At 40.1% G+C, this 26427-nt stretch carries 34 protein-coding genes; 11 read left to right on the top strand and 23 right to left on the bottom strand.

Going from position 1 to position 26427, the window contains the following annotated elements; all coding sequences use genetic code 11:
- Positions 1 to 4: 4 nt before the first annotated feature.
- From FD723_RS40540 to nrdJ, 6 genes are all read right to left on the bottom strand, one after another.
- Positions 5 to 553: an AraC family ligand binding domain-containing protein gene (locus FD723_RS40540; RefSeq protein WP_179070807.1), complete on the bottom strand. Its 549-nt coding sequence runs from the start codon at positions 551 to 553 to the stop codon at positions 5 to 7.
- Between the two features lie 128 nt (positions 554 to 681).
- Entirely contained in the window at positions 682 to 927 is a 246-nt protein-coding gene (locus FD723_RS40535; RefSeq protein ID WP_179070806.1) for a hypothetical protein, read from the bottom strand.
- Positions 924 to 2012: a hypothetical protein gene (locus tag FD723_RS40530; RefSeq protein ID WP_179070805.1), complete on the bottom strand. Its 1089-nt coding sequence runs from the start codon at positions 2010 to 2012 to the stop codon at positions 924 to 926. The genes FD723_RS40535 and FD723_RS40530 overlap by 4 nt, the downstream gene beginning before the upstream one ends.
- A gap of 116 nt (positions 2013 to 2128) precedes the next feature.
- On the bottom strand, positions 2129 to 4180 hold the full coding sequence (locus tag FD723_RS40525) for a hypothetical protein (protein ID WP_218651882.1): 2052 nt from the start codon (positions 4178 to 4180) through the stop codon (positions 2129 to 2131).
- Between the two features lie 515 nt (positions 4181 to 4695).
- Positions 4696 to 5229: a hypothetical protein gene (locus FD723_RS40520; protein WP_179070803.1), complete on the bottom strand. Its 534-nt coding sequence runs from the start codon at positions 5227 to 5229 to the stop codon at positions 4696 to 4698.
- Between the two features lie 27 nt (positions 5230 to 5256).
- On the bottom strand, positions 5257 to 7653 hold the full coding sequence (gene nrdJ / locus FD723_RS40515) for a ribonucleoside-triphosphate reductase, adenosylcobalamin-dependent (protein ID WP_179070802.1): 2397 nt from the start codon (positions 7651 to 7653) through the stop codon (positions 5257 to 5259).
- A gap of 175 nt (positions 7654 to 7828) precedes the next feature.
- Between nrdJ and FD723_RS40510 the strand changes: the two genes are divergently transcribed.
- Positions 7829 to 8641, top strand: coding sequence for a hypothetical protein (locus FD723_RS40510; protein WP_179070801.1), 813 nt, complete (start codon positions 7829 to 7831; stop codon positions 8639 to 8641).
- 212 nt (positions 8642 to 8853) lie between these two features.
- On the opposite strand, the gene FD723_RS40505 is transcribed toward FD723_RS40510, so the two are convergent.
- The 5 genes from FD723_RS40505 to FD723_RS40485 all read right to left on the bottom strand — a co-directional run bounded on the left by FD723_RS40505 (position 8854) and on the right by FD723_RS40485 (position 13360).
- On the bottom strand, positions 8854 to 9072 hold the full coding sequence (locus FD723_RS40505; RefSeq protein WP_179070800.1) for a hypothetical protein: 219 nt from the start codon (positions 9070 to 9072) through the stop codon (positions 8854 to 8856).
- A 474-nt stretch (positions 9073 to 9546) separates the two neighbouring features.
- On the bottom strand, positions 9547 to 11241 hold the full coding sequence (locus FD723_RS40500) for an AAA family ATPase (RefSeq protein WP_179070799.1): 1695 nt from the start codon (positions 11239 to 11241) through the stop codon (positions 9547 to 9549).
- A gap of 81 nt (positions 11242 to 11322) precedes the next feature.
- Entirely contained in the window at positions 11323 to 11574 is a 252-nt protein-coding gene (locus tag FD723_RS40495; protein ID WP_179070798.1) for a hypothetical protein, read from the bottom strand.
- 3 nt (positions 11575 to 11577) lie between these two features.
- On the bottom strand, positions 11578 to 12144 hold the full coding sequence (locus FD723_RS40490) for a DUF2997 domain-containing protein (RefSeq protein WP_179070797.1): 567 nt from the start codon (positions 12142 to 12144) through the stop codon (positions 11578 to 11580).
- Between the two features lie 28 nt (positions 12145 to 12172).
- Positions 12173 to 13360 (bottom strand): hypothetical protein, encoded by a 1188-nt coding sequence (locus FD723_RS40485; RefSeq protein ID WP_179070796.1) that lies wholly within the window; start codon positions 13358 to 13360, stop codon positions 12173 to 12175.
- 158 nt (positions 13361 to 13518) lie between these two features.
- Here FD723_RS40485 and FD723_RS40480 point away from each other — a divergent pair, with 158 nt between their 5' ends.
- The 4 genes from FD723_RS40480 (at position 13519) to FD723_RS40465 (ending at position 15560) form a co-directional block, all read left to right on the top strand.
- The gene (locus tag FD723_RS40480; RefSeq protein WP_179070795.1) at positions 13519 to 13833 is read left to right on the top strand and encodes a hypothetical protein; all 315 of its coding nucleotides are present in this window, start codon (positions 13519 to 13521) and stop codon (positions 13831 to 13833) included.
- 256 nt (positions 13834 to 14089) lie between these two features.
- The gene (locus FD723_RS40475) at positions 14090 to 14536 is read left to right on the top strand and encodes a hypothetical protein (protein ID WP_179070794.1); all 447 of its coding nucleotides are present in this window, start codon (positions 14090 to 14092) and stop codon (positions 14534 to 14536) included.
- Positions 14537 to 14652: 116 nt separating this feature from the next.
- Positions 14653 to 14943, top strand: coding sequence for a hypothetical protein (locus FD723_RS40470; protein WP_179070793.1), 291 nt, complete (start codon positions 14653 to 14655; stop codon positions 14941 to 14943).
- A gap of 17 nt (positions 14944 to 14960) precedes the next feature.
- Positions 14961 to 15560: a hypothetical protein gene (locus tag FD723_RS40465; RefSeq protein WP_179070792.1), complete on the top strand. Its 600-nt coding sequence runs from the start codon at positions 14961 to 14963 to the stop codon at positions 15558 to 15560.
- A gap of 70 nt (positions 15561 to 15630) precedes the next feature.
- On the opposite strand, the gene FD723_RS40460 is transcribed toward FD723_RS40465, so the two are convergent.
- Together FD723_RS40460 and FD723_RS40455 are read right to left on the bottom strand one after the other, a co-directional pair.
- A complete protein-coding gene (locus FD723_RS40460) occupies positions 15631 to 15864 on the bottom strand; it encodes a hypothetical protein (protein WP_179070791.1) in 234 nt (77 codons plus the stop codon).
- Between the two features lie 4 nt (positions 15865 to 15868).
- The gene (locus FD723_RS40455; protein WP_179070790.1) at positions 15869 to 16363 is read right to left on the bottom strand and encodes a hypothetical protein; all 495 of its coding nucleotides are present in this window, start codon (positions 16361 to 16363) and stop codon (positions 15869 to 15871) included.
- 150 nt (positions 16364 to 16513) lie between these two features.
- Here FD723_RS40455 and FD723_RS40450 point away from each other — a divergent pair, with 150 nt between their 5' ends.
- The 3 genes from FD723_RS40450 to FD723_RS40440 all read left to right on the top strand — a co-directional run bounded on the left by FD723_RS40450 (position 16514) and on the right by FD723_RS40440 (position 17871).
- Positions 16514 to 16747, top strand: coding sequence for a hypothetical protein (locus tag FD723_RS40450; RefSeq protein WP_179070789.1), 234 nt, complete (start codon positions 16514 to 16516; stop codon positions 16745 to 16747).
- 24 nt (positions 16748 to 16771) lie between these two features.
- Positions 16772 to 16987 carry a hypothetical protein gene (locus FD723_RS40445; protein WP_179070788.1) on the top strand — a complete coding sequence of 72 codons (216 nt, stop codon included), beginning with the start codon at positions 16772 to 16774 and terminating at the stop codon, positions 16985 to 16987.
- A gap of 86 nt (positions 16988 to 17073) precedes the next feature.
- Complete coding sequence (locus FD723_RS40440; protein WP_179070787.1) at positions 17074 to 17871, top strand: hypothetical protein; 798 nt, start codon at positions 17074 to 17076, stop codon at positions 17869 to 17871.
- A 49-nt stretch (positions 17872 to 17920) separates the two neighbouring features.
- Here FD723_RS40440 and FD723_RS40435 read toward each other — a convergent pair whose 3' ends face one another.
- The 10 genes from FD723_RS40435 to FD723_RS40390 form a co-directional block, all read right to left on the bottom strand.
- Positions 17921 to 18379, bottom strand: coding sequence for a hypothetical protein (locus FD723_RS40435; protein WP_179070786.1), 459 nt, complete (start codon positions 18377 to 18379; stop codon positions 17921 to 17923).
- A 95-nt stretch (positions 18380 to 18474) separates the two neighbouring features.
- On the bottom strand, positions 18475 to 19107 hold the full coding sequence (locus FD723_RS40430; RefSeq protein ID WP_179070785.1) for a hypothetical protein: 633 nt from the start codon (positions 19105 to 19107) through the stop codon (positions 18475 to 18477).
- Positions 19108 to 19132: 25 nt separating this feature from the next.
- Positions 19133 to 19423, bottom strand: a complete 291-nt coding sequence (locus FD723_RS40425; protein ID WP_179070784.1) for a hypothetical protein — start codon at positions 19421 to 19423, stop codon at positions 19133 to 19135.
- Between the two features lie 122 nt (positions 19424 to 19545).
- Positions 19546 to 19752: a hypothetical protein gene (locus FD723_RS40420; RefSeq protein WP_179070783.1), complete on the bottom strand. Its 207-nt coding sequence runs from the start codon at positions 19750 to 19752 to the stop codon at positions 19546 to 19548.
- 7 nt (positions 19753 to 19759) lie between these two features.
- Positions 19760 to 20122 carry a hypothetical protein gene (locus FD723_RS40415; RefSeq protein ID WP_179070782.1) on the bottom strand — a complete coding sequence of 121 codons (363 nt, stop codon included), beginning with the start codon at positions 20120 to 20122 and terminating at the stop codon, positions 19760 to 19762.
- Positions 20123 to 20178: 56 nt separating this feature from the next.
- Positions 20179 to 20757, bottom strand: a complete 579-nt coding sequence (locus FD723_RS40410) for a hypothetical protein (protein ID WP_179070781.1) — start codon at positions 20755 to 20757, stop codon at positions 20179 to 20181.
- A gap of 162 nt (positions 20758 to 20919) precedes the next feature.
- Entirely contained in the window at positions 20920 to 21174 is a 255-nt protein-coding gene (locus FD723_RS40405; protein WP_179070780.1) for a hypothetical protein, read from the bottom strand.
- A gap of 47 nt (positions 21175 to 21221) precedes the next feature.
- Positions 21222 to 21902 carry a hypothetical protein gene (locus FD723_RS40400; RefSeq protein ID WP_179070779.1) on the bottom strand — a complete coding sequence of 227 codons (681 nt, stop codon included), beginning with the start codon at positions 21900 to 21902 and terminating at the stop codon, positions 21222 to 21224.
- 108 nt (positions 21903 to 22010) lie between these two features.
- Entirely contained in the window at positions 22011 to 22745 is a 735-nt protein-coding gene (locus FD723_RS40395) for a hypothetical protein (protein ID WP_179070778.1), read from the bottom strand.
- Positions 22746 to 22823: 78 nt separating this feature from the next.
- Positions 22824 to 23105 carry a hypothetical protein gene (locus tag FD723_RS40390; protein WP_179070777.1) on the bottom strand — a complete coding sequence of 94 codons (282 nt, stop codon included), beginning with the start codon at positions 23103 to 23105 and terminating at the stop codon, positions 22824 to 22826.
- Between the two features lie 157 nt (positions 23106 to 23262).
- Here FD723_RS40390 and FD723_RS40385 point away from each other — a divergent pair, with 157 nt between their 5' ends.
- Genes FD723_RS40385 through FD723_RS40375 form a run of 3 tightly spaced genes read left to right on the top strand, consistent with a single transcriptional unit; the run spans position 23263 to position 26376 of the window.
- Positions 23263 to 24144, top strand: a complete 882-nt coding sequence (locus tag FD723_RS40385; RefSeq protein ID WP_179070776.1) for a hypothetical protein — start codon at positions 23263 to 23265, stop codon at positions 24142 to 24144.
- Between the two features lies 1 nt (position 24145).
- Positions 24146 to 26128 carry a phage terminase large subunit family protein gene (locus FD723_RS40380; RefSeq protein ID WP_179070775.1) on the top strand — a complete coding sequence of 661 codons (1983 nt, stop codon included), beginning with the start codon at positions 24146 to 24148 and terminating at the stop codon, positions 26126 to 26128.
- A complete protein-coding gene (locus FD723_RS40375; protein WP_179070774.1) occupies positions 26125 to 26376 on the top strand; it encodes a hypothetical protein in 252 nt (83 codons plus the stop codon). The genes FD723_RS40380 and FD723_RS40375 overlap by 4 nt, the downstream gene beginning before the upstream one ends.
- The last annotated feature ends 51 nt before the right edge of the window (positions 26377 to 26427 follow it).

Below are 26427 nucleotides of genomic sequence, written 5' to 3'. Positions count from 1 at the left end.
CAATTTAGAACAACGACAATTGCTCTACGGATGATTGTTGCAAATATGCAGGCTTTATTTTGAAGAAACATATACACCAGCGATCGCCAATTACAGGTTCGATGGCATGGGGTTGTTTGTTATTGAAAGTAATACAGTCTCCTTCCTCTAATTGGTAGGTTTGCATTCGCGATTCATCTTGGCAATCAGAGATAGAGAATCGGGCTTTCCCCGACACATTGACTTGGGCTGCTCCTTCTGCATAAACTGGGGAATCTCGATGGAGCTTTATTTGAGTGCCGTGCGGGTAGTACAAAACTATTATTTGATCGAATTCTGGGAGGAGTATCTCCCCTAAAGTTTCAATTTCTTTACTATCAATCGACAAATCTATCGGTCTAACAATATGGTCTTGGGACTTAGCAGTAGCTAATTTCACAAAATATTTTAGATGCAATTCCTTTCTCCCCTTCGCAGAGGAATAAGTGCTAGGGAACATCAAACGTTCGTGCCTCAAGCACCACTTCTGAAGGATAGAAAGAGGTCTTGGTTGAATCTTTGTAATTCGTTCCATACGGCTAACCCCTTGTCCATATTGCTAAGTGTTCTGCTGCTATCACCATGCGTTTTTATCCTTTTTATCTAAATAACTCACTCGATAAATTTTCGCAGTTCGTAATATTCCTCCATCACAATTACAACTTAAGCTTCAGGTTTAATTTGGCTAAAAATTTTCAACCCAGAGCGAGAAAGACGATACAGTTTTTGCCCTCTTTTAGTCCCATTTTTAGCTATTTCAATGTAACCTTGTCTACGTAGTCCGACTAAATGATGGGGTATGCGGTGGACTTGGGTGATTTTGAGTAGATATTGGGAGGTAACAAAGCCTTGCTCTCCAATCGCCAAGAGCAAGGTTTTTCTAGAATTAGAATTACAAAACGAGTTCATGATTGCGAGACTAAGTTACTAGGAGAAAGTCTAGTTTCTATGCTAGCTGCTTGCTCTAGCTTCTGCTTCAGCAACTCTATTTCACGCAAGGCCAACTGATATTGCAAAAGTATTTCTTTCTTTCCCCTTTCCTCTGCTGCTTTTTCTTTTGCAGATATCTCTTGTCCAACCTGAGACAAAGCAGATTCACGCACTTGAATTTGGTAAGCAATCATTTCCTCTTGCTTCTCTAAGAATGCTTGGGCGATCGCATCTTCGATGATTTTCTCAAGTTCGCACTTTTTGAGAGTAATTGTTTCTGGCGATTCAACTTTTGTTGGCACTGCCTTTTTAGGTTTGGCACTGCCAACTGCAACCGGTTCCTCAGCGAAGTTGTTATCGATAACTTTCCTGGCCTCTTGGATGTCCCGTGCGGTGATTGAAGTTTTTGTTCCAAAATTATGCAGAGCAGTCTCAAATAATTCATTTTTCTTGTCTAAATCTGGCTCCTTCCGAAGCTCTAAGAGTGTATGGACGGAAAGCCTGACGTTACTCGTATCGAGCTTTAACTCTTGCGTTAGGATGCGCCGTTCCTCAAAAGCCCAAGCCCTTTCATAGCAAGTAGTTGGCGATAAAAACTTATGCTCTTTGTGTAGCCATTTACAAATTTCATCAAAGGAGGAAAACTTCCTAGATTTCCTCGCCCCATCTGCAAAAATTTCATATTTCAGTTTCCACAAAAATTCATCAATACTCTGACTGCGAGAAATAATTTCCTCAATCAAGCTTGCACACAACTCTTCTTGGTCTGGAGTCAAATATTCCTCATCTATGGGCTTTTGTGGTTGTTGATCGTTACGGAAAGCGTAAACTACATCTAGGTCAGGGTGGCTAGCTTCCATCCTTTCCAACTCAGACGCCGAGACAGTAATCTTGACAATCTTACGAGTATCGCCACAAACCGTTTGAATATCAGTTGCGCGATAGTAGTCTTGCATATTTACGTAGGAAACTACTCCCACACATCCATGATTTGGGTTAAGTTGGCAATTAACTTGGACGGCAGTCCCTACGGGAAAAACTTCAAATTTCCAAAGATTGCTCATATTCCACCTTTAGTTGTATACAAAAACTCGATATACTAAGAACGAAATTAATGAGGAGGGTGTCCTGGCACATCACATGCACCCTACTCCTTCCTTACGGAATTCCGCAGAAAGATTTAGAAGTCAATGTCTTTGACTAAAATTGGCGCTCCAGAAGCATCACAGACGATCTCATATCCGCGAAGCTCGACAATCTCTACTATTTTTGGGTAAAAATTCGGATCTGATAGCCAAGTATTCAGTGCATTAATCTCCAGTTCGATATCTTTTTGAAGTTTTTGCACCGCTGTTTGTTTTGGTTGGAGGTTTTGGAAATATTTCAAAGTGTCGGAATTGGACTCAAAAACTGGATAATCCAATTTCTCTGGCGTTACCGATTCCACAACTCGGACAGGTTTGGGTGGTAATTGAATCGAATCTGGATGCCCATAACTGGAATAGGTAATTTCATATCCGCGATTTTTCGCAATTCTGACTGCCTCTTTGCAGAGTATCGGGTCTGACAACCAAGAATTGAGTTTAGCAAGTTCTGTCTGTGTATCAACTTCAAACTTCGGAGCTTTTCGCAAAGATTTCTTTTGAGCGATCGCATCAATCTGATTTTTGATTTTTTCAACCCCTTGCTGTTCGCTTATCTCAACTGCAAAAGCGGGAATAGCCACTTGCTCATTTGCTAAATCTACTGGAGTGGGAGAAGCTATTTCTGGATTTGCTGAATCTACTGGAGTGGGAGAAGCTATTTCTGGATTTTCTGCTTCTACTGTAATGGGAGAGACTATTTCTGGATTTTCTGCTTCTACTTCACCACTCTGTATTGCCAGCATTTTTTGTGGGAGTAGCTGAAGAAAAGATTTAGCTGGCGGCATCACAGCCACTGGATCTGCACAAAATTCCGGAATTCTTTCTTGCATAACAGCATACATTTTCGGCAGAATTTGCTGCTGTTCGGCTTCGGGAATGGCAATCCCAGCTTCTGCACGAAGCGAAACATTACTCAAATATCGTTCGTTTTTCTTCACATAAGCCCCCCAGTGCAACTCTAATTTCACTGGGTCTGACATATAAAACCCTTGCACCAGAGCATCGACTTCCTCAATCGGCATTTTCCCGAAAGCTATTGATTTAGGACTGTCTCCCGTTCGCCACAAATTGGCGCGATCGCGGATAAAGTCTTGATTGATGCAGCCATTTACTAGCCAAGGGCCATCTGGATAGGTGTACTTCAATTGGGCACGAGCTGGTCTTTTTGCAGCATGAATTGGCGTGTAAGTTTGAGTAATAATTTCTCCCGAACTCGTAATGACTTTGACTTCCGGGACACCATAGCCTGCATGAAAGGCTTGGCTTTGTTGCAAGGGAGGGTTTTTGATTGGCTGTTCGTTGCGTAAGATTGGCTTCATTTTCTTTTTCTGCTCCTGATTTTCAACTTTTTCTACTCTCTCTTCCGGTTCTTCTCCTAACGAGAGAGAGGGTTTGGGAGAGAGAGTATTCTCTAAAGTATTCTCTTTAGTAATCTGCCGTTCTCCCTTTTCGATTAAAAAGCTTGCTGCTAAAGGGTTTTGGGTAATTAAGGTATAGCCCAAATCGGCTATATCTTGTTGCCGATTTGGGCTATGAGTGTGTTCAGTTTCGGAGATATTGCTGGTTTCGGCTGGATGGCTAGAGCTGCCCTTTTGTGTACGATATTTAGTGATTTCAGCAATCTTGCTAGGATTGCAGCTCACATAAAGGATGTTGGGAATTTTTCTGCCATCAATTTCGATGGTGCGAAGCTCTGATTCGATCAACTTCAGGCTTTTTAAAAGCCTGATTGATGACTTTACTTGCTTGATAGTTGCATTAAACTGAGTTGCAAATGACTCATAGCTGCGTCTGAGTTTATCTCCGCTAAATCGCTTGCAAACCCCCAAAACCTTACCCCTGGCTCCTTTAATTACTTTGGGACGATACCAGTAGACAACTTCTGAAAGGATATTTACAGCTAGATAATCACAATACTCCCCCCTAGTATTTGTGTACTTAACGTGAGAGAACCACGACTTGGGAATCAAATTTCCCTGAAAATTAATTTGCGCGATCGCATCGACAAGTCGATCTCCAGAGTTGTATAATTCTCCTATGTCGTTCATTCTCGTTTTCGATTGCGAACTGCTGTGATTAACTGGCATTGAGATTCTCCTTACCTTGGTAAACTAGTGCATTCGATTAGCGTTGGATCTATCTAGGTTTATTCAAAATTTGTGAGTCTCCAAGTCTTGAGGTGATTTCGAGAAACTAGTCATTCAGTTATATCGAGATTTCTAAACCTCCTCTGTGCTATACCTGATACTTTGCTAAAAAGGTCTAAGGGAAAAGCGAGTTATTGATTAATCCACTGTTTTCGGTTGCATTGAGAGTTGGACGATATAGAATATGTACTTTTTTCTGGGGTGAAAAAGATTGGTAGTCTTTTCACCCATTATTTTGTCTGAACTATAGATAACAAGGGTATATCTGTAGCTCTGAAAAAATAATTTCGTAAGGTACAAAAGTAACGTAAAATAATCTTTGACCTGCAAATTAATCAAACGAATTCATTTAAAAGTCGATTGCACTATTTGCAGTTTCTCCAAGACTTCAACCACTTTCTAACTCACAAACAGTATTGTACCTTATATCGTGCTTGGCGATCGCAATATCTTTGTTAAGATATATTTCTGCGGAATTCCGTGGAATCTAAGCTATTTCCGTCTTCTCTCTTTAAAATATTATCTAGCTCTCTGGATAAATTCTTTGCACCCATTCGCAGCTTCAACTGAGCAATGGTTTGTTGAATCTTTTCTTCGATCGGATTGAACTGTTTGAATTTGATTATTTCGGGGAAATGTTGGGAAATTTCTGGTAGCGTACTTACGGGAATAGTGTTGAAGTAGCTGGCATCTCTGGGCTTGCGATATGCATCCTCAGTAATGTAGTAATTATGTAAAGGTAGGTTTTGAGGATTTATATCGTTTGCTGCACAAAATCTTTGCCACCAAAGGTCAGCATCAACATCAGTAAAGGCGACTCTTCTGCCGACACCTCTCATTCGGTAAATGGCATCTACTACTTTTTTTGTGGTGACAACTCTTAGCCCATGTATTGTTGCTTCGTTTTCGATAATTTGAGCGGCTAATCTACATAATTCGCTACTTTCGTTCTTCAAAAAAAGTTCTAAGCTGGCTTTTTTTGTAAGCATTTTGAATTCCTCTATTTATTAATCAAACTAGATATTGCATACACTGCTGTCGCAAGCAGAGTCCAACGGATTCTCCTCTACTCCTATTTGCAAGTGTTCAGACAAAAGCTGGCTAAAAGATGATGATTTGCGATTTTTGATTACTTGGGCTTGTAAATAATCAAACCTTTGCTTGGATATCGGTTCAAACGGCATTCTTGGAAAAGATTGATGTTCGTCGTGACGAGCCAAGAAAGCCATTGATACGTATCCTCCATTATTCACAATCAAGTTGTGAATGTATTCCCCAACCTCCTCAATTTCATGCTTTCTAATTTCTGGAGTGCAACTGGTGTTGTGGGTCGTGTAAAAGTTCTGAACTTGCATGAACCAATTGATTTGGGCAAGACAAGAGAACTTGCTAGGGTCAATCCCTTCTTTTTCGATCGCTGGAATTAAAGTTACGAGTTTTTCTTCGACTGGAGCTTCTACGACCCAGCTGTTACACAAAGGAGAGTAGGGATCGTCAAGTAGATTACCGTCTGCGTCTTTATCGCCATTCGAGGGCATCACAGAAAAGCCAAAATCAATTGCAGCAAGGGCCAATGGGGAATTCTTGGGAACTTCCTTGCGACGAATGTAGCGCCAGGATTTTGGTGGATGTAAGCCACACATCCCTGTACCAGTGAGCAAAGTTAAGCTTCCTTCTGGCTTGAGTCCGGTGCAGCGATTTGGGCATTTTAGTCCGTTGCGATCGCAATATTCTTGAACTGTTTGCTCGACAATAGTTTTCCAAAATTTCAGATAACGAGCTTCTGTTGCCAAAAAGTACTGCGAAAGACAATCAAACTTAATTTTTGATAGTTTTGAGAAATCTTCGTTGGGAAAGTCAATTGTGATGTCTTTTCCCCACTCAAACGGACGACCAGCCTGCCACCAACGTAACCAATCAATATCGAACAATCGAGCGAAAAATTCAAATCCCTGAGTAAAGGATACGATCACGATTGGATCGATATCTCTAGACTCTGCAAATACTTCTTGACTAAAATTGCGATGCAAAGGAGCAACTGCATTCAAAGCAGATGCTCGAAATGCTTTTTTTTGCTCATTAATATCGCTAGGTTCAATATTTGTTAAATGAACTGTTGCTAAATTACAGTGATTGTTTGAAGCAATCATCTCACCACAAGGATTTAATCCATATCTGTTCATTCTATCGGTTAATTCTTTTTCCGAAATCTCCTGTTTGTAATGCAAAAAGTATTTATCTGCTAGATAAGATGCTGCTACTTGCTTGTTTCCATAGAGGTCGAGAAACTTATCTTTATCACCATAGTTTTTCAGTAAATCTGCGTTGGCTCTGGCAACAGCTTCTCCTGCCCATTGAATTGCGCCTTCACCAGTGAAAAATTGGGATCTGATTGCGTCGATGCATTCTTGTTTTGTGGGGATGTGATGAAAGACGCGAGTATGATTTGCAACCTTTAAAGCTTCCCTTTCAGGGTCAATTTTCCACTTACCATTAGATTGTGTCCAAAGGTTTAATTTAGCGTTGGTAAAGTCCTGATCGTAAGCATCACCTTGGCGAATTCCTGCGACTCGGCGAATATTACCTGCAACTATCGCCAAACCCGCTTCGTCAACCAGCAAGCAGCACTCTAGAGCATTCAATTGTCTGCCAACTGCTTTATTTAAAATAGAAACAGTTCTTTCAAACAAGAGTGGTACTCTTTCTGGATTTGCAACTCCACCAAACCCTTTTAAGGCAGATCCCGCAGGTCTGATTCTTGAAATATCAACTGTTACTTTAATTGTTTGAAGATTGTGTGAAGTTGTCGCTAAATTTATTAAAGCTTGATAAGCATTACTCCAGCCAACACGACTATCACCAACTGAAATAAAATATGCGTTATCGATATTAGAAACTATGGTAAAGTCATTGTTAAAGTTGTTTGTGTCCAAGGATTTTACGCCTTGAGGCACACCACAGACTGACAAACTCAATGTTGTAATCACGGGAGGCAATAAATCTATATATTTTCTTTCTAGATTTATCCCGACACCGCACCCACACGCAGACAAATTCATGCTTGTCCCAAAAGCATTTATATTGTCTAGATTCAGCGTTACACAGTTGAAAGCTCCATGCCAGTTTTCAGGATTTCTTATCCATTTTGTCCCACCAATCCACAACCATCTTCCACTTCCTAGAGCTTTTATTGATGCTGGCGTTCCATCTCCCAGCATCATCTCTTCAATTAAATTTTCCTCTTCTGCGGTGAAAGAGGCAATCGCGAATAATCCTGTTTCTGGCGAGTGAAGAGTGCGATCGCAAATTTCACGCCAATTTTCTTTAGTGCCATTTTCCTTGAGCCTCGAATATGACCCATATATTTGCAAAGCTGAGAATGGGGATGAGGGGCTATTCTGGATGTCGAGCATACTTCAGACTGTTTTGGTATAAAAACACCATATTGTACTTTTATACGGGAGAACAGCAAACTTATGGTTTCTTAATAATCTTTTTGGATTTTTTTAAGAAATTAAAAAAATATGCGTATTGTAGGAGTTTAAGGAATCTGGGAAGAAATTGGCTACAAGTAAGGGGGGAGCAAAAATGCAAGAGTCGGAAATAAATGAAATGGTGCGGATTCTTTTCCAAGAGTCCCTAACCAAGCATGGATACACGTTGATCAAGTTAACGGAAATCCTAGATAAACATCTGGGTAGCCTCAAAGAGAGGTATAGCCTTCGTACTATTTCATACCAAAGTAGGGTGGGGATCAGAAAGTCTGGAGCAGCCAAAGCTAACCCCTTGTTGCTAATGAGGTTGGCAGAACTACCCTTTTTCTGGAATACAGCAGAAAACCGCTACTGGCGTGTTGATGAAATTCAATCGCTGTTGAATGGCGAATGGACAACCAGGATTTATTTATCCGAGAGTGGGGACGATTATTACAAAATCTTAGAAACAGCGACATCTCTACCTGCAAGCGAGAGGTTTCGCTTAATTAAGGATTTGATGGCTACTTTAGAAGGATCTTTTTGTCGTGAGGAATCGGCAATGATTGAACTTTCGCCCCTGGCAAAACTCAGACTGCCATCATTGATTGCCAAGAGCCTTGAGGCTTTAGGCTACAAAGATGACTATCTGGCTGCTGCCTACTCGGTCGAACTCAAGAATGCCAGCCCTGAAGAGTTCGCAACTTGCTTAAAAGGAATCTGCTCGCGCCATCCCTTTTCCAGATTCAAGGAAGAGGCAATTTTTGCCTTGGCAGCACTTTCTTGTAAAGTTGTAGCATGGGGATCGGAATCAGAACTAACCGATTTAGTGATTATTCCTGACGAAACTTACCAAGATAATGTAGACGAATGGTTGTCGGTACTTAATGGTAGCCAAATATCTTTGACTGGAAAAATCACCTATTAGTTTTGCAATAGTATTCAAAGCGTAAAGAGCAAGGAAAAAGCTGTAAAGTACAATGTCCTTGCTCTTTCTGTTTTGTAAAATGACCCTCATCCAAAATTCATATTCACTTAATCTATCTCTACTTTTCTCCAAATAGCAAAAAAGTATTTCTTATTACTTATTGACTACTTGCTGCACCCGTGCATCTTGATTTGACATCGGCAAGATTGATTTTATTTTGTATTTGCAAATCGTAAATCTTTTCCAAAGTCTGCAATCTCTTTTTCAACCCTACGCATATACGATAACCCCGCTATTTCTGCTTCCCAGGCACTGTCGTAGCCCAGGATAGATTGAGTTTCAAATAATCCTCCAGGAGAGGAGTATGTATAGATAAAGCCATTGGGAGTAAATTCGACTTTCACTGATTTATCTTGTTGTTGTCCAAGCATGAAAAAAAAGTTAGTTAGATTAACGGTTGCAAATTTTATTCTCTTGCTCTCTCTCTATGTACAAAATGGTACAAACACTTAAACGCTCATAACTTTTGCAACTCTTTTTGTGGTTTGTATGTAATACTACTATAATTATTGTTAACTACAACACAATGGTTTTAAAAATAGTCTATAAGTTTTAATAGTTTTTGAGTTTGAACAAATAACTAGAATGGCGCAAATCCTTTCGGGGAAAGAGTTGTGTCATTTTTTATCACTGAGGGGTTAGACCCCCCACTAGAGATCCAAGAAACTTGTTTTTTGAATAGAAACAAGTTGAATGAAATAATTGTTTTTTAATATTTTTATTACAAACAAACAAAAGGATGAACTTGGTGTTTCATCCCTGGCTATGCTATTGAATTTTCAGCTAGCAATCACATTAATCGCGGATCTCATGCTTGAATCTGCTTTAAAGATGATATCTACTGTTTAATTATTGCCAAATTCAATCCGAGGCGATCTACTCCTTCGATTGTTATTTAAATTAACTTTTGAGCTAGGAGCGATCGCTGCATTCATACTTGAAGCTGGTCGAGCATTTTGTTTTCCCCATTCAAGTATTGCAGCAATTTCTTTATCTCTTGATTCTGTCAAAGTACGGCAACTTGATATAATTGGGAGAAAATCTGAAACATTGCCTATAAGTTGTTCTTTGTCATCATCCTTTAGCTGGAGAAAAAGAAATTTTTGTGTATCACTGACTACAGCAGCAATTTCTGCTCCGTTGTAGTTTTCTGTCTCTTGTGCGAGATAAGCGTAGGTTTTGTCCTCCACCTTTAAATTCAGCTTTTGGCAATGAATTCTAAAGATTGCTTCTCGTTCTTCAATGTTGGGTAATCCGACAAAAAAGATTTCATCAAATCTGCCTTTGCGTAAAAATTCTACAGGCAATCTGGAAATATCATTGGCAGCAGCAATTACAAAGACTGGGGCAGTTTTGTCATTCAGCCAGGAAAGCAAGCTACCAAAAATTCTGTCCATAATTCCGGAATCTGACGAGCCACCCCCCACCCCAGCGAAGGCTTTATCCAACTCATCGATAAACAAGACCGCTGGTGCAACGCTTTCCGCCATTGCCAGGATTGCTTGAAACCGTTCTTCCGATTGTCCAACAAAGGAGGATAAAACAGAACCGATATTCAAGGACAAAACTGGGATTTGCCACTCACTAGCGATACACTTTGCTGCTAGGGATTTCCCTGTTCCTGGAACACCTACAAGTACAGCCCCTTTGGGCGGTTTTATGCCGTATTTAGCAGCTTTTTCGGTGAAAAATTGTCCTTGTTGCCTGATCCATTCTTGCCAATTGTTTAATCCAGCGATCGCGACATCGGGAGGTGGCGAAAATTGAACTCCTAATCTTTGGAATTTTTCAATTTTTCGTTGCTGGAGGAAAGTAATCAACTCCCTGTTGATTTTACCGTGAATTTTTACCCCAAGGCGGAAATTTCTGCTCATTTCCTGCACGGTCATCCCTTGCAAAGCCCGAATCAAACTGGCGTCTTCTTCTGAAGAAAGTTCAATTGGGATATTATATTGTTCTCTAAGGGCAGAAATTAAGAAATCTGCATTTTCGCGACAAGATTGAATATCAGGCAGCTTGACTTTGATTTCTTCCACCAACCCAGCGTGGCTATTAGGGATTTGAATATTTTGCCCTAGTAAAATGACACGTTTTTTAATTGACAAACGCTCCAATCCGAGTGCCAAGCTTTTGATTCTGCGCGAAACAAACAAGTCAATGGCATTTTCTGTAATTAATTTATGGATGTCTGCCAACACAAAGATGGCGCGGACATCGGCGACTTCGTTTTCCTTACCACTTCCGTAGTTACTTATCCAATCCAAAATTGCACAAGCTTCTTGACCAGGATTGTAGGTGCCAGTTGGCTTGAATACTGCATCTCCAACTTCAATTCCTTGAATTTCTTCAGTTTCGGGGTTGACTGCTAAATTGAGCTTGACGATATTCTGTCCAAATGTCCAAAAATAGACATGATAGCGGTTCTCATGGGCTTGTTGGAGAATGGTTTCTAAGATATTATCCTCTTCGATGCCGGGAGCATCTATTGAAATTACCCCACAACCAGAATGGATTAAATCGAATAAATTAGTAATTTCCATGCGTTGCGTTATCCTAGATTACATTGGAGCTATATATGAAGTGCGATCGCGATGCGCTAAAGTCGCGATCGCACTTTTGCATTATTCTTCAAGTACAGATTTCAATTGCTGGAGATAGGGCGTCCAGTCAACGACATTTTTCCACTCGGCGATCGCGGCATAAGTCGCGATATCTTCTGCACATGATTTCACCACATCTAGGTCTAAAGGGTCTAGATGCCCTTCCTGCGCTGATTTTTTCAGTTTGACCATATATCTGCTCATTGAATCGATGCTCTCAAGCAGCAGCTTTTTAGCTTCTTCAGGAGATATCTTTGGTTCGATTTGGGTCATTGTTTACCAACCAGTTGTAATTTGTTGTTGGGCCATAGCTTCTTCTTGTCCAGCATAAAATTCTGCTGTGAGTTGAGTAGTTTGGATTGCTCCTAGTGCATTCTCCAACTGAGCAGAGAATTGCTGGCAGCTAGCCCCAATCATCCCGGCGACGCTAACACTGACAATATTGTTGGCTGCGATTTGCACATTCATCTGGGCAGTAGAAGAAGCAAGAACAATTCGTAAACTACCTTTACCATCCGATTCCCACTCACTAGCGTTGAGTCCCAGCTTTTGACCTTCTGCTTGCACCATTTGTTTGGTGTACTCTAAAGTGAATTCCTTGATGAAGTTTTTTGGCAGCGTTGACTCGTACAAATTAAGTGCCCAAGTATCGGTAACGATTTCGTATTCTTGGGCATTTTCTGAATAGACAAAATCGAGGTAATATTTGGGAACTCCAAATTGGTTGCCATCAACGTGAAGCCTGCCCTCGACTTCAGTAGCGAATAATTCAAATCTCTTCAGGGCAGATTCAATCAACTCTTTTGACTTCAATCCGACTTTGATATGTGAAATGTGCGACATGGTTTTTTCCTCGAATTTACAAAAATAACTACATTTCTAAACTGGCGATCGCTCTGAAGCGATGTCCCGTACCTTCAACTTTGAAACTTTGGAATTGCGGTTCGTGTTTTCGATAAAACTGCTCAATTTTTGCTATCAGTTCTTGCCTTCTAGAATCTGCGGTGTAGGTTTTACCTTGGAGCAGTTCCCCTAGTTCCTGGATTTCTGCAAACATACCTGTAATGGAGGAATCTTGATATTCGATAAATCGCTGCATTTCCTTGAGTGCATTTTGAAATTTCCGCTTTTCGGCAGCATTGTTGATTGGTTGATTCTTAAGCAAATACTGGAGTCGCTCGTTCACCAATCCCAGGAAGTGGGATCTGGCTTGGTCGATTATTTCCCCTAAATGCTCCTTGATTTGTGATTTGGCCAATTCCAGAACTTCCCGTACCGCTGCTTGTTCGCGACTCAATCGCTCCTGAGCTAAATTCTCCCTTAAGTAAGTTGTTTGGGCTTCGGCAAGCCTTGCATCCTCCAGCATCATTTCACTAATGCTTGGCAACTTGATTGGTGGGGAAATTGTAATTTGCAGGTTGTTTTGAATATCTGCTGCTTTCGGGAATTTATCCAAGTAATATTCCAGGATAATCCTAGTCTTGTCGTAGTCAAAACGACTGCTAGCACAGATATCTGCAATATCTTGAAGAAACTGCCGACAAGAGATATTGTAGCTATCGAGAATTTTAGCTCTTTGCTTATCCAATACCTCGTAAAGCTTTTTTAGAGCCTCTTGGACAGCGACAAAGTTTTCTTCCGGCACTACCCAAAGCTGACCAAACCTCTTGTAGTAAGTGTCCATAATTTTGGCTCGCTCACAATACAAGGCACTCTTGGCTTGCTGTAGTATTTTGCTAACCGGAATCATCGTCTTGATGTTTTTTTCTTCCAAGAGTCCAGAATGCTTCTTGGGTAGCTTGATATCCTCCAATCTCAACTGAATGTTCGACGTGCCTTTGCCTATCTGAATTGAAATATCCAACAAATACAAAGCTTGCGATCGCATCAGCTTCAAATTGCTTTTTAATTTCTTCGCAAGACTGGCTGTGAGTGGTTCGGGACTAGCATAGTTCTTACTCTTTACTTTACTGGCATTGCTGACCATTCCTTCTATTAGTTCTGAAATTTTCGGCGATAGCCCTGTTTTCCTTGGACTTTGGATTGCCATCTCTGTCATATTTTGTTCCCCCTGTTGAAAGAAGTATCGCATATTTATCCATACAAGTATGTTAATTATTGCAAAAACTTTACATATTACCTGTTTGCCCAAGCATTAAATAGCTACAATACTTATATAGACTACCTTTTGGTAGTTAAACCTTACATAGAGAGAAAATGCGTCCACGCAAGTATCCAGTTACTGAAAAAGACAAATACGAATTGATTTCTCAAGTAGAGTGGTCAAGAGAAAGAGACAATGCTCCTATATGTGAAAAAGTGTGGAAAACACCGAAAGGAATTATCGAGGAGCTTTTTGCCAACAAGGTACTGACGTTATCTGTATATTCTCCCCGTCCATACAAGCTCAAACAAAGATGCGATGGGACTATTGATGATCCACTTTGCGACAGATTTTCCAGCAATGCCCTTGGGTTCGCAAAAACCTTTGAATATTTTAGTTGCAACGCGATCGCCAATTTTGGTAACTGATTTTGTTAAAGAGCAAATACTCATTATGAGTAGCAGTCTTGACAAATAATTCAACTGGAGGCTGTACATTAGTACAGCCTTTAATATAACTACAAATAGGACAACAAAATGCTCGAACTTTATCACGGAACAAAATATCAGTTTGACAAGTTTGATTTACAATATTCTCTCTCCTCTTGAAGGGGAGGATAATAATTACACAATCTTCGATATTCGAGGGTTTAAAATTACAAATGTGGAAAAAATTGCTTAAAATATGAATATCAAAGAATTAGTTGTGGGTCAGCAAATAGGAATTTCTTACCGTGAAAGTAATTACAACACAACAGCTGAAATTGGAATTGTTGCCGCAGTTACCCCAACTGGACAAGTAAGATTACAAGATGGCAGAAGATTCTCGCCAAATGGCGTGGAGATGGGCGATATGTACATTCGCAAACGTCTTTGTTCTTTAGAAAGGGTGCAAGAAATTGTCGCAGAACAAAAACGCCGGGAATTGGAAAAGAGGCAGAAAAAAGAAGCTTTTAATGCAAGCCCTGAAGGCAAGCAAGAGCAAGCGGTTTCTGCTGCTGTTGCTGGATTAATTGCAGCATTGAATCAACATGACTATTATGCTGATGTTGACGGACACATGGATGTAATGGAGTCGCAAATCAAGCGCTTAGTAAAAGAATATGTAGCAGAGCATCCACCAATCGAATAAAAAAAGCTCCAGTCATTAACTTGACTGGAGCTTTTTCATTCTTGTATCTAAGTACTATTATTGTTATAATTGTATTACGCATCTGCGTAATATCTTCAATTCTCAGGAATGCAACTATGAATAATATTTTGGCTCAAGAGTACACTGCAAATTTGTACTCTTCTTTGCATGTGGGTTCTGGTGTGTATGTGGACAATCCTGCAAGCCCAGTAATCCGAATACTGTTGTCCAACTCCAACATTCTCATCCAACAGAGAAATGCCGAACAGGCGATCGCTAATGCAACGAAAATTGCTAATGCAATTGCCAGGGCTAATCTGACAAGTTTGGAAGATATGTTGATTTACATCAACAATGTTGCTCTTGCCAAAGGACACCCATCCTTTTTGGCAGAATCAATTGATTAAAATAAATGGAGAACAAAATGCCAGTACCAAGAATTACCCCTTGGGGAATTGCCGATGAGATTAATGAAATCTCGAATGGAATTTATTTTGTCAGCAGTGAATACTTTGGTGGATTGGCGATTTGTTTATCACGATCGCCATTCCTAACTGAAGCTTGCATCAAACGAGCAGAACCATCAAATGTGGGTGGATTTTTGTTCTTTGATGAAGAGGTGAAATCTCTGATTCCGATGTACGAACTCAGTTCGTTATGGAAAACGTTCTACCCTTGTTTAAGGGTAGAAAAAATTGAAAAAAATTTCTTGATTTCTTTGAGTCGATCGTGCCCCGACTATTTGTTTGATAGGGGGATAATACCCTTGCCAAGAATGTATAGGCAACATCTACTCAACCAAGAAATCATAAATTTGAGAGAGGAAAAAAGTGATAACTTAATTATTGCAACCTTTTTAGCTCCTCAACCCGACTGGGTACAGGTACGAACTGCTGCGGACAACTACTACATAGTTACCCGCAGCAGTTACCAAAACCGTACTCCTAATCTATTGGAGTACTGCTACGTAATTATGGCGCTAGGGAAGCATCCCTGGCGAGACAACAGAATCCAGCCTTTTTAACTAAGCACTCACAAAAGCTGAGTTGACAATAGAAAAGCCGTTTATCTATAGAGATAAACGGCTTTTTCGTTTAAAATAATTGTTCCCAATCTTGTTCTAATTCTTGTCGCAGATGGGCATACTTTTGATAGTCATTAATCAGCCAGAACATCACCTGGACTCGGAACCACTCCGTATGTCCTACATTATCTACCATGTGTCCAACATTGTCGGCTACGTCTTGAACGAAATTCTCGCTATTGGCGATCGCGCTAATAGCTCTAATACTCAAATCTTCAATTGTTACCTTAGTTGACTTCTTCATCTTTTTACAAAGAATCCTTTGCTAAATAGCTATTTTTTGGTAGTCCATTTCTGAGAAAGCCTCGGAGCAATCTTTCATTTGTTAGTACTCCATAATGCTTAGTTTTGTTTGCAATTTTACAAACAAAATCTGGTTTGAAAGCGATTCCAAAGTAAGCATTATCAATACCATCCTCGTTATCCCATGTGGGATCGATAACTTCTCCTAATTCGTTAATCAGCCAAGCATGGTGTGTTTTAAATGGGAATATTTGATTAATCGCGTAGCCTTCGCAGTATATTAAATTTTTATTTTCTAGTATTCCTATAGTGCAATTACGAAAACATTGCCTCTCTTCTCCTGTAAATGTCCGCTTTATTTTTTTAGGATATGCTTGACCATACTTTAGTAAAAAACCACAAAAGCTTTTATATTTCAAATCTTCGCTGTGTACAAAGTTTTCAATTATAATTGCTTCTTGTTGAATTAATTCAATCAATAAAGTTAAATTGTTCTCCATCTTTGTATTTTCAAAAGCAATACTTACATTGTATCATTTTGCTATATTCTTACGCAGTTTTAGGATGTTATTATTGACACTTTTTATGGTTTGCATAGGTATAAATAAGCAAATAAAAGATACAATATAACAGTAGACATGGAGAACAAAATGACCACACAAGATTTGATTGATGAGTTGAAGCCTTGCTTTTTAAAGCACAATGAACTTTACAAATTGTCATTGTTGAAGCAATGGGCCTTTGAAAATAATATTACTTATTTAGAACAACCGTTAAGACGTTCAGGAGATAATTGGATGGCAGTTTTTCCTAGAACATACGATTCATCCTACCAAGTCTTTGTCCATAAACAAGGTAAGTCGCTAGAAGTATCAGCCATCTAATAGTTTAATTTATGGAGCAAAATTGTGAGCGATCAAAGAGGATTTAGATGTAGAGTCCACGAGGGTAATTATCAAAACGAGATAACAGTTTGGGTTGATGCTGAAAGTATCGAAATCAACGGCAATTCAGCGATCGAACAAGCTGCTTGGCGAGAGTGGCGAAAGACTTTTGGTAGTTCGATTGGCATGGCTGCTACTGGATGTAAAATTCTAGAAGAAGTTTTTGAGTCTGAGCTTTAATTTTTGTAGAAGACAGAGAGCAGGAGTCAAAATTACCTTCTGCTTTTCTTGCTAAAGCAACGCACAACTAATTAAAAACAGTGAGTATGACAAAATCTGACTTAGCTTACAATAGGACTGCTACCTCAGCAGACAAACGAAGAATCAATGCGATCTCCAAAAAGTGGGATAAAGCCGAAACATTTGATAGGGCAACATTTCAAGAAATAAAACGAACGAATCCATGCGCTGCTGCTTTGCACCTATCTTTACAAGTAATTTTGCAGGCAGTTACTGAAAATTCCCTATCCGATATCGATGTTGCTAAATCAATGATTTTGCGCGAGGCTGCGGTTTTAACGCAAATGTCAATTAAGCCCGATTTCAGGTTATCAAAAGAACAAATTGCAGTTTTCTATGGATTTACAGAAACAGTCTATGGAACCATAGCTTACTGGAGAAGTACAGGTGAGCGAGACTTAATAGAGCGATTTTATCGCTATAGACTGCACAAATTTCTAGCAGATATCATTGATGCTGTATCAGTGGCAATGGCGATCGCCAGTAAAAGAGTAATCTTTCTCAATCAGGAATTTGCCATAACTTATGGAGCTAGCGAATTAGTAGATCAAGGGATTGTGCATGGTGAATTATTTATTTCTGTTGTTAATAGCAGCAGATTGTGGTCAATGCACAGAGACGACAAGGCTCGGATAAAATTCAAAACGCTTAGAAGTGCAAAAAGAACACTTGCTCAGTGGCGTGGTGCTAATATTGTTGGAGAAATTACCCATGAAGACGCCCAACGAATAGCCGATTATTTAGGTTTGATTCCAGTGCCAGATCCAAATCGTAAACTTGTGATGCTCAAAGGAAGCAGCAAACAATCAAAAGGTTTTGGATAAAGATTTTTATTAAAAATCCCGATAGTGCGATCGCACTATCGGGATTTTGTTAGTTAAAATGATTGTTATCGTCAATTATTGTTCCTTGTTGTCCGTGTTTATTGTCTTTTATCGCAGCAGAGATGATTTTAAATAATTCCTCTGGATCGCGATTGGATATGCTTGAACTTAATAAGTCTGCATCTTCTGTTTTGTGGGAAAGATAAATTCCTACGATTATTTGCCTTGCTGCATCCTCTGGAAAGCCTTTGTTAGCAAAATCTTCCAGAGTTTCTTCACGAATACCATTATTTATTTCAATTATTCTTTGATTAAGTTTAGCCATCGCTTGTTTGCGAACCAAGTATTTTCTGCCTTCATTTAAAGCGATCGCTGCGTTCAATAATGCAGCTACAGCGATTGCATAATCTAGTATTCTCCAATGCTGCGATATGTCCCAGAATAAATCAATAATAAGGAAAATAAAGAAAATGGCGATCGCGAATTTTTCAATTAAATTTTTATTCATTGATTGAACCTGTAATATTTCTACTTAGCCTAGCATCAACTAGCAAGTACAACATAAAACCCCACTGTTATTGATAACAGTGGGGTTTTATTTTATTAAATTTCAGTTTGAGTTTGTTGTTGGTATTGCCATTGCCCATAGAGTAAAGGCAAGTTAGTCGCTATCCAATCGATAATCTTTTGGATGCGATCGGAGTCTCCTCGACTCTCGCTAAATTCCTCGTACCATTGCTCTCTACTGACACCATAGCCAATGCATAAACCATCTTCTTGCATCCCGGCTCGATAGTCTTGGAAGCGCTCCATCTCTGCTTGGCAAGCATCCAAGAAGTCCAAGCTATTTACCAAACAACCATACTTAATGGCTATTTCTGCTGCCTCTGCCTCCAATGTTTGTCTGATATGCTCCTGCTTGCGTTTTTGGTAAGCTGCCAGTGGTTCTACAAACCAAACATCATTGTGAGAATCTTGCAATGCGGCAATGAGTTGTTCTTCGGTTTCTAGAGTTTGCCAATTCAGATTCCTTTCTTTGAGACAATCAATAATCTCCTCGGCGTTGGTCAGCTCTCTAGCTTTGGGAAATTTAGGTTCGTCTGTCGAATAGCTGCGATCATCCTCATAAGGGATATAGGCGATCGCAAATTGTAGATGCCCAAATTTTTCGGCGAAGGCATCAATTGCAGACTTGCGTCTTGTCAGAAAATCTGACCAAGTTTCTATGCTAGACATATTGTTCTCCATTAATTAAAAGTGTTCAATCTTCCAAGATATTGATGCTTGCAGCAACACTTCGTAGATTAGTTCTCAACCTACCTGTTGTATTCTCCCAGGCTGATTTGGTAAAAAACAAATGCCTTTCTGGATCGGGCATTGCATAATATCGCACTTCAGAAATCCCTGGTATCACAGATACATGAAACTCAACCAAGTTGGTTTTAGACCGTTTGATATCACTAGCCAAATGAAGTAAATCACTCCAGCTTTTGACTTGAGAAATATGTTTGTTCACTGCCTCACTTGAAGTGAAACCATAAAACTTTGGCATTTCCTTAGCTCCATACGATAAAATTTGATACCACTCTAGTTCTTGTGGAAATGTATTGTTGACAAGAACAGAAACATTTTAGAGCATGAGTTTTAATTTTCCTGTCACAATGTTAAAAGCAGCTATTGAGCTAAAATATCTTTCAACTCAAAAATCAGATCCAAAGGTTGACTTAAGATTTGCTCAATTCGATCTTGCTGTACTCCTAAACTTTTGCCGTACTGTAATGCCCAAGCAATAATTTTACGGCGATCGCGGATTCCTTTGCTCTCAGCTTCTTCGAGTGCAAAAAATATTGCTTTTAAGGTTGTAATTGTTTCTTTGTTCATTATACTTTTACTCCCAATTCAAAAAATCGATCGCCACATCTATACTCTGCTCAAATCTGATACAAGAGTATTTTGTCGCCAGCATCTCATTAGCTTCTATTGGTTTAGCTCCATCCACCCAGGACACAGTTATGTGTGGGTAGACAATACTACAAGGAACCCACTCTGGGAGTTGGACGGCGATCGCTTCTGTGCGATCGTTCCAACATAGGTGAGTCGCGATCGCTTGAAACTGTTTACCAATTAAATCTCGGTAGTCTTGATAAGCAACACCATACCTCAAAGTGATATGGTGTGGTTGCCCACAAGGATAGCGGCGTTTTACATTCACGCCACTGGGGAAATATCCCCACAAAATACCTTTATCCATTAATTGCACCTGATTGCATACATAATTATATTGTATCAAATAATGCTTATAAATACTTAAGAAGAAGATTCTCCGAGATCGCGTTGGAGCATAATCTGGTTGATAATTTCTATCTTGGCCATATCCAAGGTTCCTTGGACAGTTTGTATAGTTGCTGGATCTAACATTTTTAACTCGATCAGGGTATTGACCACTTCTAGAACGTCCATTGACCTTCCCAATGCTCTTTCAATTGCCCATTTCGGAGGCGATCTTCGCACTGTTTTGGTACTACGTTTGTGAATAGTCCCTTCTTCCCCGGAAATTACTTCTTCAGTCTCCCAAGTGTCTACTGCTCTACCAAACAGATAGTCGCTAAATGCGCGTCTTGCTTGCCTTTTTTGGTCTGCGGGGAGGTTTTCTTTATACTCCCTTTTGGCGATCGCGATTTTGTCAGCAAATTCTGGATATTCGCGTTTCCATTTGTAGAAAGTATCTTTTGATAAATGTGCTGCTTCCCAACCATCGCGATCGCCTCCTTTATCGGTGATCGCCTCTATGATTACCTGCACGATTTCCTCACAGTAAGTATTCTTCCTCCCTCTGGGTGAAGTGGTTTTCTTTTTACTACTGCGTCGAGTTTTTCGTGGTGGCATGGGTTGGCATGGTTGAGATTATACAAAACACTTGATGGTCTAATGAACTTGCATTGAACACACTGAGTCAAGCATATTATATTTTTATCCGTATGAGTATGTCCAAATAAAAATCCCTGCCATTATTAATGACAGGGATTTTGTTGGTTTTTAACTAACTTTTCAATTTGACAATTGAGAAGTTCGTCTCTTGTGTTTTTCGGCTTCGCTAATAGCTATTTCCCAGAAATCTCGAACATTAGCTCGTGCTTTCTGCCAATGCGGCTTCTTTTCTCTAGGAAGCTTGACTCCAGCAGCGTGAACAAATTCCCCTTGATATCTAATTTCATATTTATCAGAGGTAATGGTAAACTCGTATCCTTCTGCTTGCAATTTTGCTGCTGCTTGTAAATTCTGTTGATGTTGCCAATCTTGCATAATGTCCTCCATCGTGTAAATTTGATTTTTGGCGATCGCTGATTTGATTAATTCAAATCGTCGGGTTTTAACAAAATGTCTTCAGCCACCTGTTTCCAGTTAACACAAGATAATCCTGTGATTACAATTATGGCGAGTAACATACTATATCCTGATTCTTCATTGTCAATTACGAATGGAGTATAGTTAACCAAAAGTTTTCTTTGAATGTAATCACCAAGTATTGAGGTTACTGTCGTACCTTTTGGAAAAATTTTGCTTTCAGCAATCCTCATCTTAAACCCTGCCGCAGCAAAGCGAAATTCATCAAGTAAACTCAAATGGGAATTTATCAAAAAAGCAATTGCTCCGGTGAGGGAGTTGCTAAATTTCAAATAAGGTATGTCTGGAACAAATGCTCTCATGTAATCTTCTAGCAGGGTTCCTCCATTTAAAGACTTGACAATATACAGCCAATCAATATATCCCAAAACTGCCTCCTTCAAGAACCAACCATAGATATTGTCGTTATCCTCTGGTATGGAAGATTCAATATAAGACGCTAGCTCATCGGCTATTCTTAAACACTCTTCTTCTTTTTTGTCTTCATCTAAGTTTACGAATTCATCACCAAAAATTAAAGGGTGTTGAAAATATAAAAATATAGCAAATCTTTCTCTATCTTGGTTAATTTTTACTTTGATGAAATTTAGAACTGCTGTTGTAATTACCTGAACAGTAGCTTCCATTTTGCCCCCATTTTATGTAAAACTTTATACCTTTATCTTAACAAAAAAGCAGAGAATAAAACTACCCTCTGCTTTTACGGTGACACTAGGTCACTCCTTGCTATTTTATTATCCGCCTTTCATCGATGTTTGCATTAAATGAAAGTTGTTAACTTTAGATCCCCAGCCATGAACTGGGACGGCAATATTTTTCCCTTTACCTCCATTACAAAGCAGACATTGCTCGCAATGAATGTGAGTATCCAGGTAATTTTTGCACAGGATCTCATCTTCCAGGGGAGCTTCCCCTTTGGACAAAATCCGATAAGTTCGCCATCCCATACTATTGGCTTGTTGCTTGAGCGGGATTGACTCCACTGATGACATTAGTAAAGATTTCCATCCCGGCTCGCAATTTGCCCATTGGTGAGTGTATCCAGTATATCCAGATACGTGATTTATCAAAGGTTCCCACACCTTTAATGGTGTAGCTGCTGGGTCGCCGTAAGTGCCCAATCTGAGGTACTCTTGCTGGTATTTAATAATCTGTAAGATGTTGTCGTTTAACTGCGGATACCCGCCTCTTTTGTATTTTGCCCACACTTGCCCCGTGCCTCTTAAGTCCACGTAGCAAATCTTTCTCCGTAATGGGCAGTTACCGCAAATAGAGTAATCCTGCTCTTGGAGCAATGCCTCAATTGGGTTGGTATTTCGCACTAGTATATGCGACTGGAGCATATCTCCAGTTTTGATATTCCGACTAGCTGTATTTATGCCAGTCACAATCACAACAATGGGATTGCCATCGATTAACGATGGCCCTTCCCACAAGACGAAGCCATTGCTTTTCTTGTTGGTACGCATAGCATTTTGTTCTCCATTAAAAAAGGCTCATTACTGAGCCTTGTTAGTCTATTGATGGAAGTGGGTAAAAGCTGCTGATTAATCCTCCTTTATCTGCATAATGAAACTTTCTGCAATGCCTTTTAAGCGATCGCTAGAAAGCAATTCTGGATCAAAGATTATCGGTGCTGCTAAATAGTTCTCTAGGATTCCTATGATTACTGCTTGTCGCAGCATCATCGCAGCAGGCTTATCTGCTACTCCTACAATTTCTGTAGAAATATCTTGATATCTGCATTTGAGATCGCTGTAGACATCTTGATCGTTAGCGATCCATTCCCAAACTGGACTATCAACAACTTCTTGCTCAATCGCTTTCAAACTTCTCCTTTAGTAATGTATCAAAGGTGGCTCGACCTATACTTATTGTAACGTAGATAAACTGAGAAATTTAAGCGAAAACCCTGCTTGGAGGGTCAAGTTTACTCTCTATTATTGTTTTGCTAAGATGAAATGATTTGTAATTAAACTAACAAAAATGAAAGATATAATGCCGAACTTACCGAGAATTATTTTACAAAATATTTTAAATGTAGAAGAGGGAATTATTGTCCAGCAAGTTAATTGTAAATATCAAATGGGTGCTGGTTTAGCAGAAGAGATCGCCAGTAAATGGAGCATCGTCAGAGAAGAATATTTAGCTAAACCAGATTGGCAGCTTGGAGATGTCCAATTTGTGAAAGTGGCTCCTAATTTGACTGTTGCTAACGTCGCCGGACAAAAATACTACAACAGAAATTTTAGACAAACTAATTTTGAAGCTTTGTCGTGGGGATTGGCTCAAGTAAATACTTACGCTACAGAAAACGATTTATCTGTTTATGCACCTTACGGGCTAGGTTCGGGGCTAGCTGGTGGGAAAACAGCAGCAGAAAAACAACAAACTTGGTTAATAGTACAAAATATTCTCATGTCTACAATCGATTTGCCAATTATTACCTTAAAGCCAAATTCCGAATTGGTAATCTCTGGAAAACCAATCCCAATAGAACCATCTCACATACCAACTGTCGCAGCCAGGGGGTCGGGACGGCGATGCCATCTTACCAAAACTTCCAGACCAACCCAAATATACGACTTACTTGAGGGACAACTGGCGATCGCGCAAGTAGGAAAATTGCAAACTATTGTCCGTATCGGGGTAGAGTACGAAATTACTACCTCAATGCTTAAAGATGAAAATTATCAAAGAGTTTGGGCAGAGATGGAGAAAGCCGACTCTCAAGATTTACTCACACTCAAATCTGACCAACTGTGGGGACTATTCATCGAACCTTTGGGGAATTATATAAATGGCAGAATCGTTCCTTTCTCACCATTAGATAGCATTGGTGAGGATGTGGCTTTATTGAGCGCATAAAATGTTAAGACTGGGAAAAACAATTAATTTAGTCAATAACGCTCAAGCTTCCAACCAAAGGGAAAAGGTTGAAATGGCGCGACTCAACGCCATTGAGCGGCAAAGAGCGATAACACAGTGGTATGCCCAAGGGGGACAGGTTTTCTTGGATTGGGCGAAAATCCACTACCGGATGCACAACGGACAACCCTTGGAGTGGGACGAGCCTTTTTTGGAAGATGTATTCTTGGCAATGGGCAATCCTTGGATAGAGATGCTCCTATTCCAGAAGCCAGCGCAAATCGGCTATACAGAAACCTTGATCGCTTTTGCCGCATTTGCGATCGCCTATTTACGATCTCCCATCGGATTGGGATTTGAAGCTCAAAAGAAGCTGTATCAGATGAGCGGGAAGCGCATCCAAAAAGCTTTTGCCTACTGCGAACCAATTCAAAAATTGGTGAACGAATCCAAAAAAGTCCTCAAACAAGAGGACATCAACTCTAAAGAAAGCATTACCGTTGGTGGCGTACCTTTGGAGCTTTTTTATGCCAAGGCTCAAGAAAGCAAGGATGACGAGCAAGCTCCTTCTGGTGTGCGTTCCTTTACTGCCTTTATTGTGGCAGTGGATGAATTTGGGTTGTGCGACCACGGCATCCTCGATGTGGCAGCAGCTCGGATGGCTAAATCCAACTGGCCTACCAAAATTACTAGAGCCGGATCTACTCCGGCTATCGAAGGCGGAATTGTTGACACGGAATTCCGTAAAGCTCAATATCAATTTGGCTGGCAAGTGGAATGTCCCCACTGCAATCACCTTCAACAGCTAGATGCTTTTGGGAATTTTCTCCGTCCGATGCTCGTAAAAGAGGATGGAATTGAGATTGAGCGCTACGTCAATCAAATCGGGCATCCCTTGCTGTGGTTCCATCGCAGCACCAGTGAAGACGTAGACGAAGCCAAATCAACAGCTTATATTGGCTGTCAAAAATGCAGCGAAGAATTGCCTAAGTCATGTTTGGCAGGGGGAGAGTTCGTTTGTACTAATACAGGAATAACTTTTCATGAATTGAATGATTTGGCGATCGCAACCCAAACACCGATTAAAGAATCTGTCGGATTTAATATTCCTAAACTAGCTTCGGCGACTTTTAAGCCAGAGGAGCGAATCCGCTTCATGTTCGCGACCAAACGACCTGCCGATGGGATTCAGCAGTTTTTGGGAAAAGCAACTTCGCTTGGTGGTGGGAAAATCCAACTGTCTCGTTTGGTGGCTTGTCAGAAAACTACCGTACCAGAAAGAGAGCATGATTTGATTGTCATGGGATGTGACCAAGGTCGATACGCTAACTGGGCACTAATTGCCAAATGGTGGTTTGCTGACGACAAGGATAAGGAAAAACGTTGGCAGGAGGGATTCAAACAAATTATTTGGTGGGGTCAAATTAGTGGCTTTGATGGGTTGGAAGAACTAGCCAAAGAGTACAATGTCGATTTGGTGGGATTAGATTCAGAACCAGAATTCAATTCTGCGGTGGATTATGGTCTGAAGCATTTACCTCAAAAAAGAGGTAGTAAGAACCAGAAAAAAGGACAAGTTTACCTGTTTGACCAGGTGCGACTCAAAGGAGAACACTTTCGGCGGACAATTCGTAAAATTGAATCGGTAAAAACTGGCTCTCCAGTGCAACACGACAAAGAAAAGAAAATCCCGATTTACCTTTTGGATCGGACTTACGCTTTAGATGCAGTGCGCGATCGCATTCACCGCTGTTTGCAAAATTTCCCGGCACACGCAGTTCACGATCCCAAGGATCATGCTAATCTCTTTCATCATTACCTAACTAGCGATCGACTCCCCAACGAAATTTGGTTGGAAGCTACAAATTCTCCCGACCACTTTCATCACTGCGACTCGTTTATTGAAGGGGTGGTGAAAGCTAGTATGTACGAACCAGGGATGAGCAGTTTTGGGTTTGGGGGGTTGACCGAAGAGGAAATATGAACAAAATAGTCAAGAGATGGGGTACTTGTTTGACGATAGTTTTGATTTGTCGAATCATCGGCAAACGAAAATGGCAAGTTGTGCCAAATTTCTCCAAAAATGGTAATTACAAAGCAGCCAAAATAGTATTGGCAGATGTGGCTAATGAATATATGGCTTATATAAATACAATCGCTGGAGTTGAATATCGTTTTATTCGTCAAGAAGATTTGGGTGAATACGGAATTTCCCAAGAGGTGATCGCTTGATAATTCAAATTGTAAAGAGTATTCCATCAACCTCTCGCCACTATCTTAGTA

This window comes from Nostoc sp. C052 (assembly GCF_013393905.1).
Classification (GTDB): domain Bacteria; phylum Cyanobacteriota; class Cyanobacteriia; order Cyanobacteriales; family Nostocaceae; genus Nostoc.
Note: the sequence above shows the minus strand (reverse complement) of the source record. Positions and strands in the feature narration are given on the sequence as shown.